Raw genomic sequence first — 17,390 nt, 5'->3', positions numbered from 1 at the left:
ATCTTTACTTTGGATCCAAAGAACAAAAAGTTCACTCACTCTGAGGAGATTACCATGTTCCCCAAGAATACTTGGTACGTGGCCTGCACGCCGGACGAGATCGAAGAGAAGCCGCTCGGCCGCACGGTATGCAACGAACGAATCGTCTTTTTCCGTGGCGAGGGTGGCCAGGTTGCTGCCGTGGAAGACTTCTGTCCCCACCGAGGTGCGCCCCTGTCGCTGGGTTTCGTGTGTGACGGGCAACTGGTCTGCGGCTATCACGGACTCGAAATGGGCGGTGACGGTAAGTGCTCCAGCATGCCGGGCCAGCGCGTGCGCGGCTTCCCCCGCATTCATGCGTATCCCGTCGTCGAGCGTCACGGCTTCATCTGGGTCTGGCCCGGGGATGCCGAGCAGGCCGACCCGAACCAGATCCCCGAACTGCACTGGGCCAACGATCCCGAGTGGGCCTATGGCGGCGGGCTCTATCACATCAATTGTGATTACCGCCTGATGATCGACAATCTCATGGACTTGACCCATGAGACCTACGTTCACGCATCCAGCATCGGCCAGCCCGAGATCGAGGAATCCGCACCGGAAACCAAGGTCAATGGCGACGAAGTGCTGACCATCCGGCACATGGAGAACATTCCCGCGCCGCCGTTCTGGCAATCCGCGTTGCGCGCCAACAACCTCGCCGACGACGTCCCCGTGGATCGCTGGCAGATCTGTCGCTTCACCCCCCCCAGCCACATCCTGATCGAAGTGGGTGTCGCGCATGCCGGCAAGGGGGGATACGATGCGCCGGCCGATGCCAAGGCATCGAGCATCGTAGTGGATTTCATCACGCCGGAAACCGAGAACTCCATCTGGTATTTCTGGGGCATGGCCCGCAACTTCAATCCGAACGACGAAACCCTTACCGAGCAGATCCGCGAGGGCCAGGGCAAGATCTTTGGGGAAGACCTGGAAATGCTCGAGTCCCAGCAGCGTAACCTGCTCCTTTATCCCGACCGCCGCCTGCTGATGCTCAACATCGATAGCGGGGGTGTCCAGGCTCGACGGGTCATCGACCGTATCCTCAAGGCGGAAGCCGAAAACGCGCAGCCCCAGCAGGCCGCCACCGCCAGTTGATGGATCTTGCACAACGAAGGATCGGCGCGTGCCGATCCTTTCCCGGTTCGCCGTTCCCCCGGCAGTAGGTCATCCCATGAACGATAGTACGCTGTCTCTGTTCGTCAGAGTCACCCAGAAATGCCAGGAAGCCGAGGGCATCTTCAGCTACGAGCTGTCCGATCCTCACGGGCGCCCCCTGCCCGCCTTCAGTGCCGGCGCGCACATCGATGTACGCGTCAAGGAAGGCGTGATTCGCCAATACTCGTTGTGCGGTCATCCGCAAGAACGTGATCGTTACTTCATCGCCGTCCTGCGCGAGCCCCGTTCTCGCGGCGGCTCCGTCGCCATGCACGACGAGATCGAGGAGGGCGATCTTCTGCAGATCAGCGCCCCCAAGAACCACTTTCCCCTCGAGCCCGCCAGGCGTTCGATCCTGTTCGCCGGCGGCATCGGTGTCACGCCGATTCTGTGCATGGTCGAGCGTCTGTCGCACACCCAGGCTCAATTCGAGATGCATTATTGCGCCCGCTCGCGGGAGCGCATGGCCTTCGCCGACCGCCTTTCGCAGTCGGCCTATGCCGACCAGGTGCATTTCTATTACGACGATGCACCGGAAGCCGGCAAGCTGGATGTCGCGGCCGTCGCCGGTGAACCGAACGACGAGACGCATATCTACGTCTGCGGCCCGGGCGGCTACATTGACCACGTCATGTCGACCTGCAAGGCCCAGGGCTGGCCACCGTCCCAACTGCATACCGAGTACTTCAGCGGTGTGGAGACGATGTCAGAGGAAGACGAGAGCTTCGAGGTGAAGATCGCCAGCAGCGGCGCGACCTTCTCGGTGCCCAAGGACAAGAGCGTCTACGAGGTACTGAGCGAAAACGGCATCGACATCATGGTGTCGTGTGAACAGGGGGTCTGCGGCACCTGCCTAACGCGAGTCCTCGAGGGTGAGCCGGACCATCGTGATCTCTACCTCGACGACGACGAACATGCCGCTAACGATCAGTTCACGCCGTGTTGCTCTCGCGCCAAGAGCAAGACGCTGGTGCTAGACTTGTAAGCCTCACCTATCCATACCTTCTGGCGGTGTCCCGATGCTTACGGGACACCGCCACTTTCAAGTGGTTTGCGCACGAGGACCCGCGAGCGATACAACCGCGAAGCGAGCCACCGTGCATGCGACACCATGCCGGAGACACGCGATCAAATTCTTCCTGGCCCTTGAGCGATAACGCTGCCGGTACACACTTGGGCGTGTCACGAACATGCACTGGCAGCAGCTGGATAGCCGTGTCTCCCCGCTCTGAAACGTTACGTACCTGTCACCGTTCTCGCGGCTTGCAACGTCTGTGTCGGCGGTAGGGGCTAGAGGCTAGGTTTTAGGTCCCGAGAAGTAGTGGTTCGGGTTGCCATGGAACCGTTCGGGCTCTTTCTGCCATTGCTCAAGGATAAACCCAATCGGTGTCTTGCCCTTGAGCGCTCTGAGAGGTCGGGCACTGTTATAGGCCCATAGATAATCCTTCAGATGGGACTGCAGCTGCTCCAGCGAGGTGTAATGGAACGCCCGAACCGTGGCCTCCTTGATGGTGCGGTTCATGCGTTCCACCTGACCGTGCCAACGCACTAACGGCAAGGTAGAACGGTTCATTCAGACCTTTCTGAACGAGTGGGCCCATGCACGGATCTAAGCAAGTTCGGACGAGCGGGGCAGGCATCTACCATCTGACTTCATCAGCTCAACTAGCATCGCCCGCATGCCAGTTTGTACGGTTAGCCGGCCGGGGCTATCCGTGAACAACCTGATGGGTTTACACATCTAGTTGGCGATCAGCGCTGCTGACGACGAGCCATCATGCGCAGGAAGGCGCGGCCGGCGGTGGCGAGAAAGATCGGGAAGCCGGCCAGCAGATAGAAGTAGTAGGTGACGAAGCGCCAGATCAGCACCGAGGCGGCGGCTGCCTGGGCGCCGATCAGTGGGGTGAGCAGTGCCGAGGAGGTGAGTTCGGCGCCGCCGGCGCCGCCGGGCAAAAAGCTCAGCTGGCCGGCGGCCATCGACACCATCTGCACCAGGAAGGTCCAGGCCCAGTCGATATGCTGCCCCAGCCCCTGAACCACCAGGAACAGCACGCTGTAGCGCACCAGCCAGTGGGCGCAGCAGAGCAGGAAGATCGCGAACAGTAGCCTGCGTGGCAGGCGCAGGGTCTCGACCAGCGAGTTGCGAAAGTGCAGCAGGCGCCGCGCCAGACCGAAGCGCGAGCGGCGCTTGACATTGAGCTTCTCGAGCCAGCGCCCGGTCACCTGCATCACCCGGTTGTAGTGGCTCAGGGTCAGCCACAGGATCGCCAGCGCACTGACCAGCAGCGTAGTGGGCAGGCCCACCAGCCAGCCCAGCTGCAGATCGACCGCTTCGATCAGCACATAGGCGGCGACGCCGACCAGGCCGGAGAGGAAGAACAGCAGGTCGGTGAGCTGATCGACGGCAAAGATCGCCGAGGATTGCGCCGGGCGCACCCCGCGCCGGGCGAGCAGACCGAGCAGGGTCAGCGGGCCGCCGGTGCCGCCCGGGGTGGCACAGATGGCGAATTCGGTGGCCATCACGATCGAGAAGGCGCGCGCCTGTGACAGCTTGCCGGCGCGCCCGGCCAGCAGCAGGCGCAGGCGCAGGGCGTTGAGATTCCAGCACACGAAGATCATGCCCAGCATCAGCAGCAGCGTGGAGGTGGGGAAGCCGCGCAGCTCGGTGACGATACCGCGCCCGCCGATCAGCAGGGGAATCGCCAGTGCTGCCACCAGGCCCAGCACCAGACACCAGATGATCCGTTTCATGCCGCCGAACGATCCTTGCGCATGGCGAGGTCGGGGGCGTGATGATCCAGCCAGTGCTGCTTGGTCACCGCCTGGCGTCCTTCACCCATGAGCTGCTCCACCAGCCGATACCAGTAGTCGTAGGAGGTGCGGTAGCGCATGTCGACCGGATGCAGGGCCAGGCGCAGCAGCGCAGCCTGCTGGAAGCGGCGCTGCTGGATCGCACTGACTACCCGCGACATGCCGCGTCGCCAGGCGCTGCGCGCGCTCCAGACGATGCTCGGCGCCTTGATCGGATCGAAACCGGGCAGGCGGTAGAGCTGCTGCGGATCACTGGTGTAGGTGAAAGGGCGCTGACGCAGTGCGGCGCGGGTGCCCTGGCTCATCAGCCAGGCCGGCGCGACGAAGCCGCCGTGGGGCCAGCCGCAGGCATCGAACTGGGCCATGCCATCGTCGAGCAGGGCGCCGGCGGTGGCCTGGTCGAGGGTGTAGAACTCCCCCTCCCAGGTGTAGATGCGGCGCATGTAGAAGTCGTGCAGGGTGCGCGGCCGAGGGGCATCGTCACGATGGAAGTAGCCGTGCAGCACCAGCTCGTCGCCACGGGCGAGGCGGCTATCCAGGACCCGGCGCAGCTCGTCGCTATGGCGACACTCGCCGCGGCCGTGGAAGTCGGGCACCACCAGCCAGGTGATGGGAATCGGGCCGAGCCGCTCGCTCAGGCGGTCGATCTCCTCGACGAAACCTTGGTAGTCGGGCCAGGTTTCCGGCGCGATGTCGTGCAGGACCAGTGAGAAGTGCTGATCAGCCATGCTGCGATCCGTGCTGTGTCGCCGCAGTACTGGCGGTGGCGCTGGTCAGGCGACGGTAGTGCGCGAGGAGCCCGTCGATGACGATGTCCCAGTCGTGGTGGCGCTCGACGTAACGGCGCGCCCGGCGTCCAGCCTGTTCGGCGTCGTGCTGGGTGAACAGCTCACGCACCGCGCGCGCCATGTCGGCGGGGGAGTGCGGCTCGCTGAGCAGACCGCAGCCCAGCGGTACGTTCTCGGCCAGCGCACCGGCGCGCGCGGCGATCACCGGAATCCCGCTGGCCATCGCCTCGAGGGCGACCAGGCCGAAGGTCTCCTGGGTGCCGGCGTGGACCAGGACATCACTCGAGGCGAGCCAGCCGGCGACCTCCTCGGTCGGCGTGTAGCGGTCGATCACACTGACGTTGTCCGGGGTCTGGCTGGGCATGCTGGGTCCGACCAGCAGCAGGTGATAGCCCTTGCCCAACTGGCGTGCCATCTCCAGCAGGTGGTGCAGGTTCTTCTCGCGCGAGCCGCGGCCGACGAAGATCAGAAGCTTGGTGTTGTCGTCGAGACCGAGCTTGGTGCGTAGTGCCGGATCGCGGAAGCGCGGGTGGAAACTTTCGAGATCGACCCCCAGCGGCTGTACCGCGACATGCTCGATCCCCAGCCGGGTCAGGCGCTCCGCCATCACCCGGCTGGGCGCCAGCACCTGATCGAAACGGCGATAGAGCCGGTGGACGTAGCGTTCGACCAGGCGGTCGGTGCCGCTGCCGAGGCGGTTGCTGATCAGGCGGGGCAGGTCCGAATGATAGAAGCCGACCACCGGTACGTCGAGCTTGCGCCCGGCGTCGAGCGCGGCCCAGCCGGTGACGTAGGGGTCGCCTGCCTCGATGATGTCCGGTTTGACCCGCAACAGCTCGCGCTCCCAGCCGCGGCGGCGCAGCGGAAAGCGGTAGCCCTGACTGAACGGCAGCGGCGGTGAGGGGACCTCGTGAACACCGCCATGGGAGACCAGTTGGGGGCCGGGGATCAGTAGACTGCAGGTGACCCCGGGGAGCTTGGCCAGGCGCCGGTGCTTGGCGTCGAGGTAGGTACGAACCCCGCCACTGGCGGGGGCATAGAACATCGTGACGTCGGCAATATGCAACGAGCCGCTCCTCTAAAAAACGATCCCTGTCGATACGGCGCATTCCGAGAATGGCGATGACGCCAGAAAAGACCGGATGACGGAGTGCCGGCGGATCGCTCCCACCGGACGTTGAAGGTCTTTCCTAGACAGCAGTATATCGCGTCGCTGTCACAGGGTGTTCACACCATGGTGGTAGCCTGCCAGCGCCGTCCCTGGCGCCTGCGGCTCGGTTCATGTCACTCGGCGGGCGTCGCCACCAGCGAGCGGGTCGCTTCGCGCGCCTCGACGAGCTTGACGCGCAGCGTGCCGCCCAGTTGATAACAAGGTTCGCCGGCGATCTGGATGCGGCCTTCCTTGTCGTCGATCGCCACCTGATCGCGGTCGCTGTGCAGCATCGGCGCGGGGATGAAGGCGGTGGCGCCGTTGGCGCTCAGCCGCACGCGCATGCCGCCACGACGGATATCGATGATATCGGCGTCGTACACCGTGCCTTGATCCAGGAACTGCCCCAGATAGCGCACATAGAGCCAGTCTTTGACGTCGCGTTCGGCCATTCGGTTCAGTCGGCGACGCTCGGTCAACTGCTCGGTCAGGCGCTGGCTGGCTTCCGCCGGCGCTGCTTCGCCCTTGAGCACGCGCTTGATCAGGCGATGATTGACCATATCGCCGTACTTGCGGATCGGTGAGGTCCAGGTGGCGTAGGCGGGCAGACCCAGGCCGAAGTGGGGGCCAGGGCGGGCGGACATGTTGGTGTAGCCCTGGAAACGACGCAGGCGGGCATCGAGCCAGGCGTCCTCGCGGCTATCCAGCGCCCGGCGCAGTTCACGGTAGCGCGGCAGCTCGCTGAGCTGTTCGCGCTCCACCTCGATCCCCTGAGCGGCGAGGAACTCCAGTGCCGGGTCGAGTTTTTCGGGCTCGAAGGCGTGGTGGACGTTGAAGATACCGTGCCCCACTTCCCGCGACAGCAGGTCGGCGCAGCAGGCGTTGGCGACGATCATCGCCTCTTCGATCATGCGCTGGCCGGTGCGGCGGGTTTCGGTCCGGATAGCGAGCACGTTGCCGGCGTCGTCGAGATCGAAGACGTAGTCGGGGCGATCCTTGAACACCAGGGTGTGCTGCTCGCGCCAGGCCGCGCGGGCCTGGGCCAGATCGCGCAAGGCCTCGAGCTGGGGCGCGATCGCCGCCGCCGGTGTCGCGGCGTTGTTCACCCCTTCGAGCCAGTCGGAGACGTCGTCGTAGACCAGCCGCGCCTGGGAGCGGATGGTCGCGGCGAAGAAACGGTACTCGCCGAGCGTGCCATCGCGGCCCACCTGCAGACGGCAGGCGAGCACCGGGCGTTCGACGTCGGGCTTGAGCGAGCACAGATCGTCGGCCAGCGCTTCCGGCAGCATGGTCACGTTCTGACCCGGCAGGTAGACGGTGAAGGCGCGGGTACGCGCTTCCTGGTCGGCCGGGTGGGACTCGTCGACATAGGCAGTGGGATCGGCGATCGCCACCGTCAGGGTCCAGCCGTCGTCGCTGGTCTCGACGCGCAGGGCGTCGTCCATGTCGCGGGTCTTCTCGCCGTCGATGGTGAAGAACGGCTCGGCGGTGAGGTCTTCGCGCTTGAGACCCTCTTCCTGCAGCGGCCAGCTCTCGGCGGCCGGCGGGCACTCCTGCTCCAGCGCATGGCGCGCCAGCGTCACCCGCCACGGCACGGCGGGGTCGTCGCGCTTGACCACCAACTCATCGATCTGGGTGAAGAAACCGCGGTCGTCGGGACGCAGCGGATGGCGTACCAGACGTGCCACGACCCAGTCGCCGTCGGCGATGCTGGCCTCGTCGAGGGAGCGCTTGATGCGCGCCTTGAGCGGCTGGTTGATCGAGGGGTGATCGGGGATCACCGCAAGCCGGCCCTCTCGCAGCTGGACACGGGCGATGAAGCGATCGAGGGAGGCTTCGATCAGCTTCTCCGGCTCGGCCTGCTTCTTGTCGCCATCCTCCTTGATCGCGGCTTCGATACGGTCGCCGTGCAGAACCTGCTTCATGGCGGGCGGGGGAATGAAGTAAGAGGTTCCGTCCTCGGTCTCGAGGAAACCGAAGCCCTTGTCAGTGGCTTTGATCGTGCCCTGGGCACGCGGGGTCTGGGCGCGGATGTCTTGCTTCAGCTGGGCCAGAAGAGCGTTGTTCTGCAGCATCGTATCGAATCGGTCGTTGGGCGAGAGCGACACTATACGGATTCCGGCGTTTTCACGCCAACCCGCCGCGCCGGCTCGCGGCCGGCACGGCCGGTGCTTCAGCCCGCGTCAACCGCCTCGGCGATCGGCGTGTCGCCCGCCAGCAGCACGTACTCGCGCGCCGGGGCGGGGTGCCCGAGCACCGCCAGGGCCACGCTGGCGACGTCGTCGCGTGATATCTCGCCACTGGCTGCGGCCGCCTGCGACAGCGCGACGCGGCCGCTGCCCGGTTCATCGGTGAGACGCCCCGGCCGCAGTACCGTCCAGTCGAGCTCGCTGGCCATCAGGTAGGCGTCGGCGGCGCGCTTGGCGACCAGATAGGGCTGCAGCTTCTCGGGCCCCGCCAGCGGGTCGACGTGCAGGGTGGAGACCATCACGAAACGCCGGATGCCGGCTTCGCGCGCCTCGTCCACCGCGCGCATGGCGCCGTTGAGATCGATCATCAGGGTGCGGTCGAGGCCGGTGGACGCGCCGGAGCCGGCGGTGAACAGCACCGCGTCGCAGCCGGCGAAGGCGGCACGCATGTCGCCGGCGAGATCGCCGATCACGCTCTCGACGCCCAGCTCGTCGAAGAAGGCCTGCTGAGAAGTGTCGCGGAGCATGGCGCGCACCGACGTTCCCTGGGCGGCGGCCTGCTGGCAGAAGCGGCGGCCGATCTGACCGTTGGCACCGATGACCAGTGTCTTGCTCATCTCGTCTCTCCTCGCTGTTGTGACGACGTCTCGGGTCTACCTCTGAGCATGGCAGAGGATGCGTGATACGACCAAAGTGGGGGCTGGTGAAGTGGTATTACAGTGGTTATGTTAGTGGTATTGAACTGGTATCTATCCTGACGCCTAACCTTGGAAAGCCGCGCCATGCCGTCGTCACTCTCCCGCCTGCAACTCGATGCCTCGCGCGCCACGCCGCTCTATCGGCAACTGGCGCAGCAGCTGATCGAGGCGATCGAGTCGGGGGACTGGGAGGCGGGCGAGGCGCTGCCCTCCGAACGGGTGCTGGCGGAGACGCTGGACATTTCACGCATCACCGCGCGCAAGGCGCTCGACCGACTGGTGGCGCTGGGGCTGATCCAGCGCAGCCGCGGCTCGGGCACCTTCATTGCCCCCCGGCTCAACCAGTCGCTGACCCGGCTCACCAGTTTCACCGAGCTGCTGGTGCAGCGCGGGCATCGTCCGAGCTCGCGCTGGCTCGAGCGACGTCTGGGCGTGCCCACGGCGGAAGAGGGACTGCGCCTGGGGCTGACCGCGGACAGCCGGGTAGCGCGGTTGAAGCGTCTGCGCCTGGCCGACGACGTGGTGGTGGCGGTGGAGGAGAGCTGCCTGCCGGTGAGCGTGGTGGCCGACCCGCAGGCGGTCGAGCACTCGCTCTACCGCTATCTCGAGAGTCAGGGCACCCCGGTGGTACGGGCGCTGCAGCACGTCTCGGCGTGCAACGCCGACGCCGAGCTGGCAGCGCTGGCCGAGGTCGCCGAGTCCCAGGCGCTGCTGGTGATGACGCGTCTGGGCTATCTGGCGGACGGAAGGGCGGCGGAATTGACCGTCACCTACTGCCGTACCGACTACTACGACTTCATGGTGGAACTGACGCAGTGATGCCGACGGCGGCATCACCCGAGGAGAGTACATGCTGTACGGCAACATCCTGACCCCGGACGGCTGGCGCCTGGGCTGGCTGCGCTGGCAGGCGGGGCGGGTGACGGCGATCGACGGCCAGGCGGTCGACCCCAACGACAACGCGCATCCGCGGCTGCTGCCCGGGTTCGTCGACCTGCACGTGCATGGTGGCGGCGGTGCCGACGCCATGGAGGGCGGCGAGGCCGCGGCGACCCTGGCACGCACCCATGTGCGCTTCGGCACCACCAGCCTGCTGGTCACGACCATGACCGCGCCGCCGGTGGAGATCGAGCGCGCCCTGCGCGATGCCGCGGCGTGGATTGCCGCGCCCCCCGAGTGCGCCGCGCGGCTGCTCGGCGTGCACCTGGAAGGGCCCTATATCAATCCCGGCAAGCTCGGCGCTCAGCCGCCCTGCGCGCGCCCCGGCGTGATCGCGGAGGTCGAGGCGCTGCTGGCGCTGGCACCGATCCGGCTGTTGACCCTGGCTCCGGAGCTCTCCGGGCACGCCGAGCTGATCCGTCATCTGGACGGGCGCGGCGTGCGAGTGCAGATGGGCCACTCGCTGGGCAGCTATGAAGAGGGCGTGGCCGGGCTCGCCCACGGTGCCCGCGGTTTCACGCACCTGTTCAATGCCATGAGTGGCCTGCACCACCGCAAGCCGGGCATGGTCGGCGCCGCCCTGGCCCACGCCGAGTACGCCGAGATCATCCCCGACCTGTTGCACGTGCACCCGGGGGCGATCCGCGCCGCGCTGCGCTGCATTCCGCGGCTCTACGCCGTGACCGACTCCACCGCGGCGGCGGGTATGCCCGACGGCGAGTACCGGCTCGGCGCGCAGCAGGTCACCAAGTGCCTGGGCGGGGTGCGCCTGGCCGATGGCACGCTCGCCGGCAGCACCCTGACCATGGATCAGGCGCTGCGCAATCTGGTTGCCATCGGTCTCGATCTGGCCGATGCCGCCCAGCGGCTGTCGCGCTTCCCCGCTGACTTCCTCGGCGAGCACGAGATCGGTCGGCTGGCGGTCGGCGCCCACGCCGACGTGGCGGTGATGAGCGCCGATCTCGATCTCGACGCCGTCTATGTCGGCGGCGAGTGTGTCCACCGCCGCGACGCGGCGCCCACCGTGGAGACAGACCCATGTCGCTGATGCTGGAAGAGGCGCTGAGCGCCCCGCAACGCCTGCGCGAGCAGTGGCAGGCCAATGCCGCCACGGTGGCCACGTTGGGGCGCGAGCTGCGCGCCACCGATCTGCACGGGGCCGTGACCGTGGCCCGCGGCAGCTCCGATCATGCGGCGGCCTATTTTGCCTACCTCGGCATGAAGCGCCTCGGGTTGCCGATCACCTCTATCCCGCCGTCGCTGACCACCCTTGCCGGGACGCCATGGCGGGTCTCCGGGCAACTGGCGCTGGCGATCTCGCAGTCCGGGGCGAGCCCCGATCTGATCGCCACCCAGCGCGCGCTGGCGGCGGGCGGGGCGCGTACCCTGGCGCTGGTCAACGCCCTCGACTCCGAGCTGGCGGCAGCCTCGCAGCACAACCTGGGCCTGCATGCCGGGGGCGAGCAGAGCGTGGCCGCGACCAAGAGCTATCTCGCGACCCTGGCCGCGGCGGCGCATCTGATCGCGGCGTGGCAGGGCGACCCCGAGCTGCTGAGCGCTCTCGAACGGCTACCCGAGCGGCTGGAAAGCGCCGCCGCCTGCGATTGGCAAGCCGCGGTGGAAGCGCTGGTCGATGTCGACCGGCTGCTGGTGATCGGACGCGGGGTGGGGCTCGCCGTCGCCCAGGAAGCGGCGCTCAAGTTCAAGGAGACCTGCGGCATTCAGGCCGAGGCGTTCAGTGCCGCCGAGGTCAAGCACGGCCCGATGGCGCTGATCGAACCCGGCTACCCGGTGCTGGTGCTGGCGCCACCGGGGCCGGATCAGGCCGGCCTGCTCGACCTGGCGGCGTGGCTGCGCGGGGTCGGCGCAAGAGTACTGCTGGCGGCGGACGCCAGTGTCGCCGGGCGCGAGCTGGACGTGATTGACGCCGGCCACGACGATCTCCAGCCGCTGGCGGTAATCCAGAGCTTCTATGTCATGGCGGCACGCCTGGCGGTGGCCCGCGGCGGCGATCCCGATCGTCCGCGGCATCTGCAGAAGGTGACCCGCACGCTCTAGACCGCGCTCCAGCATCACGCTCGGCCGCCTCCCCGTCGCCCCCATTTACTATCTCGGGTGGGGGCGCGGGCAGGCGCTACCCATTCACGCTTTGACACGCCGCCGGAGGTCTCATGGCTGCTTCTCCCCACATTCTCAGTGCGCCCCTGCGAGGCCTGGTGGTGGCGCTCGGTGAGCTACCCGATCCGGTCTTCGCCGCCGAGGCCCTGGGGCCTGGGATTGCGCTCGATCCGCTCGATGACGCCCTTCACGCTCCCTGCGCTGGCGAGGTGATCCAGTGCGCGCGCACGCGCCATGCGGTCACTCTGCGCGACGATGCCGGTGGCGAGTGGCTGTTGCACCTGGGGCTCGATACCGTCGATCTGGCCGGCGACGGCTTCAGCCTGCTGGTTGCCGAGGGTGAGCGGGTCAGCGCCGGCACGCCCCTGCTGCGCTTCGACGCCGACCGGGTGGCGCGCCAGGCCAAGGCGCTGCTGACGCCGATCGTGCTGACCAACGCCGTGGATCAGCGCCTCGAGCTGCTGGTGACCCCGGGGCAGGTGGTCGAGCGCGGCGAACCGCTGTTGCTCTGTCATGGTGCGGGTGGTGAGCGAGAAGGTGGCGAGGCTAGCGGCGGCGAGGGCACAGACAGTGCGAGTGGCACCGAGGCGGTGAGCGGCGCGGGGCGTGATGCAGCGAGTAGCGCAGGCGAATGTGCTGACGAAGGTGCCGAGGCCCGCGGCGAGGCGATTGTCGCCGCTGCCAGCGGTATCCATGCACGCCCGGCGGCGCGTCTGCGCGCCATCGCCCGGGCGCACGACGTCGCCCTGCGGCTGATGGCGGCGGATGGTCGCGAGGCCGACGCCGCGAGTGTCAGCGCGCTGCTCAACCTGGGGCTGGTTCAGGGTAGCCGGGTGACCCTGGTGGCCCGGGGCGCGCAGCGCCAGGCGGCACTCGCCGCCGCCAGCGCACTGCTGGGCACCGAGGAGGTGGCGTCTGACGTCTCGAAGGCGCCCGACGCCGCGTCGGCCGGGGGCGTTTCCACGGCGCCCGAGACCGCGCCGCCGGCGAGCGGCGTGCGCCAACAGGAGGAGGGCTTGCTGCGGGGCATCAGTGCCAGCGCCGGGATCGCGATCGGTCCGCTGCGGCGCTACGACCCGCCGCTGCCGCGGGTCGCCGAGACGGTCGCCGACCCGGCGACGGAGCGTCAGGCGCTGGCGGCGGCGCTGGAGACGGCCGCCGCGACGCTGGAAGCTGCCCGGCGTTCGGCCGAAGCCCAGGGGCAGCGGGAGGAAGCAGAGATCTTCGAGGCGCACCTGGCGTGGCTGGAGGACCCGGCGCTGCGTGCGGTAGCCGAGCGCCATATCGCCGCTGGTCAGGGCGCCGGGCAGGGCTGGTACGCGGCGCTGCAGGCGGAGATCGAGCGCCTGCGCCAGAGCGACAGCGCGCTGCTGGCGGCGCGCGTCGACGATCTGCGTGACCTGCAGCGGCGGGTGATGGTGGTGCTGGCGACGGACGACGGCGCTGCGGAAGCCGCGGATGATGATCTCGATGGGGCGATTCTGACCGCCCGCGAGATGACGCCGTCGCAGTTCGTAGCCGTGGCCGAGCGTATCCAAGGGCTGTGTCTGGCCGCCGGGGGGGCTACCTCGCATCTGGCCATCCTCGCCCGGGCGCGGGGCATCCCCTGTGTGATGGGGCTGGGCGAGGCGCTGCTCCAGCTCGACGCCGAACACGCGGTACTCGATGCCACCCGCGGCGTGCTCGAGAGTGCGCCCGACGCCGAGCGCCTGGCGGCGCTGGAGGCCGAACGTGAACGTCGACAGGCGCAGGCACGCAGCGCGGCCGAGCAGGCCGGTGCGGCGGTGATCACCCGCGACGGTCGCCGGGTGCAGGTCGCGGCCAATGTCGGTTCGGCGGCGGAGGCGCAGGTCGCCGCGCGAGCCGGCGCCGACGGCGTGGGCCTGTTGCGCAGCGAGTTTCTGTTCCTGGGACGCAGCGCAGCGCCGACCCGCGAGTCCCAGCGTCACGAGTATGCCGCCGCGCTGGCCGCACTCGATGGCAAGCCGGTGATCGTGCGCCTGCTCGATATCGGCGCCGACAAGCAGCTCGACTATCTGTCCCTGCCGGCGGCCCCCAATCCGGCCCTGGGCGAGCGCGGTATCCGCCTGTGGCAGGCCTTGCCCGAGCTGTTCGAGACCCAGCTCGATGCGCTGCTGCTGGCGGGCAACGAGGCGCCGGCGGCGGACGCGGCGATGCCGCTGCACCTGATGCTGCCGATGGTGAGCGATGTCGGCGAGCTGCGCTGGGTGCGCCAGCGCCTGGCGGCGCGCGCCGCCGCACTCGGGGTCGGCCGGCTGCCGGCCCTCGGGGTGATGATCGAGGTGCCGTCGGCGGCCCTGTGCGCCGCGAGTCTGGCCCAAGAGGCCGACTTCTTCTCCATCGGCACCAACGACCTGACCCAGTACGCCCTGGCCATGGATCGCGAAGTGGCGGATTTGGCGGCGCACTGCGACGTGCTCCACCCCGGCGTGCTGCGGCTGATCCAGGCCACCCTCGAGGGGGCCCGAGGCCGCTGCCCGGTCGGGGTGTGCGGGGCTGCTGCCGGCGATCCGCTGGCGGCGGCGCTGCTGGTGGCGATGGGGGTCGACGAGCTGTCGCTGGAACCCGCCGGCATCGCCGGTCTCAAGGCGTGGCTACGCGAGCTCGACGCCGCGGCCCTGGCCGCCCGGGTGCCGGAACTGCTGGCGCTGGACGATGGCGCCGCGGTGCGCGCGGCGCTGGCGGCGTGGCTCGATGCCTCGGCGCCTGCCGCACCGGCGTGACCCAGCGCCGATGCCATATTCACACGCACTAGCAATAGTACAAGCACAATAGCCAGGAGAGGGTCATGCTCCAGACGATGGGTACCCGGCTGATGGCCGGACTGCAGAAACTCGGGCGCTCGCTGATGCTGCCCATTGCCGTGCTGCCGGTGGCGGGGCTGCTGCTGCGCCTGGGCCAACCCGACCTGCTCGACATCGGGTTCATCGCCAATGCCGGCAACGCGGTCTTTTCCCATCTGGCGCTGATCTTCGCCATCGGCGTGGCGGTGGGGTTCGCCGATGACGACAACGGTGCCGCCGGGCTGGCCGGGGTGGTCGGTTACCTGGTGCTGGAGGCGGTGCTCGAGACGCTCAACCCGGAGATCAACATGGGCGTGCTCGGCGGGATCATCATCGGCAGCGTGGCCGGGCTGCTCTACAACCGCTACAAGGCGATCAAGCTGCCGGACTATCTGGCGTTCTTCGGCGGGCGACGCTTCATCCCCATCGTCACCGGGCTCTCCGCCGTGGTACTCGGCGGGCTCTTCGGGGTGATCTGGCCGCCGATCCAGCACGCCATCGACCAGCTCGGCCAGTGGCTGATCGACGCCGGCGATCTGGGGCTTTTCGTCTATGGCGTGTTCAATCGGATCCTGATCGTCACCGGTCTCCACCATGTGCTCAACAGCTTCGTGTGGTTCGTGTTCGGCAGCTACGACGGTGCGACCGGCGACCTCAACCGCTTCTTCGCCGGCGACCCCAGTGCCGGCGGCTTCATGGCGGGTTTCTTCCCGGTGATGATGTTCGGGCTGCCGGCAGCGGCGCTGGCGATGTACCACGCCGCGCCGCGCGGCCGCCGCGCCCAGGTCGGCGGGCTGCTGTTGTCGCTGGCGCTGACCGCCTTCCTCACCGGGGTGACCGAGCCGATCGAGTTCTCGTTCATGTTCCTGGCGCCGCTGCTCTACGCCTTCCATGCGCTGATGACCGGCCTTTCGATGGCGCTGATGGATCTGCTCGGGGTCAAGCTCGGCTTCACCTTCTCCGCTGGCGCCTTCGACTACGCGCTCTCCTACGGTCTCTCGACCCACGGCTGGATGATGATCCCGGTGGGGCTGGCCTACTTCGCGCTCTACTACCTGGTGTTCCGCTGGGCCATCGCGCGCTTCGATCTGCCCACGCCGGGGCGGGAGCCAGAGACGGCGACCGCGACCGCGGCGACCCAGGCCGGTCCGCGCGGACCCGCGTTCGTCGAGGCCCTGGGCGGGGCGGCCAATCTGCTCAGCGTGGGCGCCTGCACCACGCGCCTGCGCCTGGTGACGAAAGAGGCGGATACCATCGACGAGGCGGCGCTCAAGGCGCTGGGCGCGCGCGGCATTCTGCGGCTGCGCGGCGGCGGGCTGCAGGTGATCCTGGGGCCGATCGCCGACGCCGTGGCCGACGATATCCGCAGCGCGCTGCGTCAGCAGGGCGCGGCGGTCGCTGCCGTGCCGGCGCCCGCGGCGGGGGACGCGGAGCACGCCGCGCTGGCCACCGCCGAGCTCGATGCCGACTCCCGGGCGGCGTGGCTGGCGGTCGTGGGCGGACACGACAACCTGCGCCAGGTGAGTGTCGTCGCCACGACCCGGCTGCGCCTCGAACTGACCGACCGTCGGCAGCTGGACGAGTCCACGCTGCGCGGGCTGGGCGCCGCCGGGGTGCAGCGCTTCGCCGACGGTACCCTGCATGTGGTGATGGGGCCGCAGGCGGCGGCCGTGGCCAGGAGTCTGGCTGACTGAGCCTCACGCGCGGTGCGACAGTGGTATCTTGAGGCGCGGACGACGCCTGTGTCGTCTGCGCCTCGGTGCGGCGCTGTGCCCGCGCGTCGTAAGAGCTCAGCGAGCGCAGGCTGCGCTCGCACCCAGTCCCATTCGCCCTAGTTCCATTCGCCAGAGTTCCATTCGCCAGAGCCACAGGAGCGCTCATGCCTCTCTACCTGATTGCCAGCGATCTCGACAGTACCCTGCTCGACGCCGAGCACCGTGTCGCAGCGTTGACCCGCGAGACGCTGGCGCAACTGGTCGCGCGCGGCCACACCCTGGCGCTGGCCTCCGGGCGTCACCACCTCGATATCGCCGCGATCCGGCGCCAGCTCGAACTCCCCGCCTGGATCATCAGCAGCAACGGCGCCTGCGTATTCGATGCCGACGACCGCGTGGTCAGTGAACGTCTGGTACCGCCGGCGCTGGTGGAGGCGCTGGTGGCGCTGCCGCGGCCGGCGTCGGTGCGGCTCAATCTGTATACCCGCGAGCGCTGGCTGATCGACGCCGAGGCGCCGGAGTTGTTGCCACTGCACGCCATGACCGGTTTCACCTACCAGGTCGATGCGCTGCGCGACCTGAGTCAGGAGGCGGTGAGCAAGGTGCTCTATATCGGTGAGCCGGCGCTGCTCGCACCGCTCGAGCGCACGCTGCGCGAGCGCTACGGTGAGGCGCTGCACATTACCTATTCGGCGGCCAATTCGCTGGAGGTGATGCAGCGCGGGGTCGACAAGGGCAGCGCGCTGGCGCAGACCCTGGCGGCGCTGGCGATGCCCGCCGCGCAGGCGCTGGCCTTCGGCGACAACTTCAATGACATCGAGATGCTGACGCTGGCCGGCAACGCCTTCGTGGTCGCCAATGCCCACCCCGAGGTGATCGCCCGACTGCCCCGGGCGGAGCGCATTGGCGCCCATCACGAGGCGGCGGTGGCGCATACCCTGCGGCGTTTCTTCGCGCTCGACTGAGAGGGCGCTTACAACATACCTGCGTTCTACGTCGGCG

At 68.1% G+C, this 17,390-nt stretch carries 13 protein-coding genes and 2 pseudogenes; 9 read left to right on the top strand and 6 right to left on the bottom strand.

Annotation, left to right across the window (positions count from 1 at the left end):
- Positions 1 to 54: 54 nt before the first annotated feature.
- Together ABV408_RS12600 and ABV408_RS12595 are read left to right on the top strand one after the other, a co-directional pair.
- Positions 55 to 1,116 carry an aromatic ring-hydroxylating dioxygenase subunit alpha gene (locus tag ABV408_RS12600; protein WP_353979284.1) on the top strand — a complete coding sequence of 354 codons (1,062 nt, stop codon included), beginning with the start codon at positions 55 to 57 and terminating at the stop codon, positions 1,114 to 1,116.
- A 28-nt stretch (positions 1,117 to 1,144) separates the two neighbouring features.
- The gene (locus ABV408_RS12595; RefSeq protein WP_353979283.1) at positions 1,145 to 2,161 is read left to right on the top strand and encodes a PDR/VanB family oxidoreductase; all 1,017 of its coding nucleotides are present in this window, start codon (positions 1,145 to 1,147) and stop codon (positions 2,159 to 2,161) included.
- Between the two features lie 312 nt (positions 2,162 to 2,473).
- Here the strand turns inward: ABV408_RS12595 and ABV408_RS12590 are convergent.
- Positions 2,474 to 2,716, bottom strand: a pseudogene (locus ABV408_RS12590) (integrase core domain-containing protein); the annotation flags it as partial.
- Between the two features lie 4 nt (positions 2,717 to 2,720).
- Between ABV408_RS12590 and ABV408_RS12585 the strand changes: the two are divergent.
- A pseudogene (locus tag ABV408_RS12585) lies at positions 2,721 to 2,921 on the top strand (integrase core domain-containing protein); the annotation flags it as partial.
- Positions 2,922 to 2,928: 7 nt separating this feature from the next.
- On the opposite strand, the gene ABV408_RS12580 reads toward ABV408_RS12585, so the two are convergent.
- From ABV408_RS12580 to ABV408_RS12560, 5 genes are all read right to left on the bottom strand, one after another.
- Positions 2,929 to 3,927, bottom strand: a complete 999-nt coding sequence (locus ABV408_RS12580; RefSeq protein WP_353979282.1) for a lysylphosphatidylglycerol synthase transmembrane domain-containing protein — start codon at positions 3,925 to 3,927, stop codon at positions 2,929 to 2,931.
- On the bottom strand, positions 3,924 to 4,715 hold the full coding sequence (locus ABV408_RS12575; protein WP_353979281.1) for a polysaccharide deacetylase family protein: 792 nt from the start codon (positions 4,713 to 4,715) through the stop codon (positions 3,924 to 3,926). Before ABV408_RS12575 ends, ABV408_RS12580 begins: the two co-directional genes overlap by 4 nt.
- A complete protein-coding gene (locus tag ABV408_RS12570) occupies positions 4,708 to 5,841 on the bottom strand; it encodes a glycosyltransferase family 1 protein (RefSeq protein WP_353979280.1) in 1,134 nt (377 codons plus the stop codon). The genes ABV408_RS12575 and ABV408_RS12570 overlap by 8 nt, the downstream gene beginning before the upstream one ends.
- Before the next feature lie 218 nt (positions 5,842 to 6,059).
- Complete coding sequence (locus ABV408_RS12565) at positions 6,060 to 8,000, bottom strand: exoribonuclease II (protein WP_353979279.1); 1,941 nt, start codon at positions 7,998 to 8,000, stop codon at positions 6,060 to 6,062.
- A gap of 98 nt (positions 8,001 to 8,098) precedes the next feature.
- A complete protein-coding gene (locus tag ABV408_RS12560; RefSeq protein ID WP_353979278.1) occupies positions 8,099 to 8,731 on the bottom strand; it encodes an NAD(P)-binding oxidoreductase in 633 nt (210 codons plus the stop codon).
- 165 nt (positions 8,732 to 8,896) lie between these two features.
- Between ABV408_RS12560 and ABV408_RS12555 the strand changes: the two genes are divergently transcribed.
- The 6 genes from ABV408_RS12555 (at position 8,897) to ABV408_RS12530 (ending at position 17,353) form a co-directional block, all read left to right on the top strand.
- Positions 8,897 to 9,631 (top strand): GntR family transcriptional regulator, encoded by a 735-nt coding sequence (locus ABV408_RS12555; protein WP_353979277.1) that lies wholly within the window; start codon positions 8,897 to 8,899, stop codon positions 9,629 to 9,631.
- Between the two features lie 31 nt (positions 9,632 to 9,662).
- Positions 9,663 to 10,799 (top strand): N-acetylglucosamine-6-phosphate deacetylase, encoded by a 1,137-nt coding sequence (nagA, locus tag ABV408_RS12550; protein ID WP_353979276.1) that lies wholly within the window; start codon positions 9,663 to 9,665, stop codon positions 10,797 to 10,799.
- On the top strand, positions 10,790 to 11,809 hold the full coding sequence (locus tag ABV408_RS12545) for an SIS domain-containing protein (protein WP_353979275.1): 1,020 nt from the start codon (positions 10,790 to 10,792) through the stop codon (positions 11,807 to 11,809). Before nagA ends, ABV408_RS12545 begins: the two co-directional genes overlap by 10 nt.
- Positions 11,810 to 11,922: 113 nt before the next feature.
- Positions 11,923 to 14,613, top strand: coding sequence for a phosphoenolpyruvate--protein phosphotransferase (ptsP, locus tag ABV408_RS12540; protein WP_353979274.1), 2,691 nt, complete (start codon positions 11,923 to 11,925; stop codon positions 14,611 to 14,613).
- 65 nt (positions 14,614 to 14,678) lie between these two features.
- The gene (gene nagE, locus ABV408_RS12535) at positions 14,679 to 16,367 is read left to right on the top strand and encodes an N-acetylglucosamine-specific PTS transporter subunit IIBC (RefSeq protein ID WP_353979273.1); all 1,689 of its coding nucleotides are present in this window, start codon (positions 14,679 to 14,681) and stop codon (positions 16,365 to 16,367) included.
- A 185-nt stretch (positions 16,368 to 16,552) separates the two neighbouring features.
- A complete protein-coding gene (locus ABV408_RS12530) occupies positions 16,553 to 17,353 on the top strand; it encodes a Cof-type HAD-IIB family hydrolase (RefSeq protein WP_353979272.1) in 801 nt (266 codons plus the stop codon).
- Positions 17,354 to 17,390: the final 37 nt, after the last annotated feature.

Origin of the sequence: Salinicola endophyticus, from assembly GCF_040536835.1 — a bacterium.
Classification (GTDB): Bacteria; Pseudomonadota; Gammaproteobacteria; order Pseudomonadales; family Halomonadaceae; genus Salinicola; species Salinicola endophyticus_A.
This window is presented reverse-complemented; position numbering and strand designations above follow the sequence as displayed.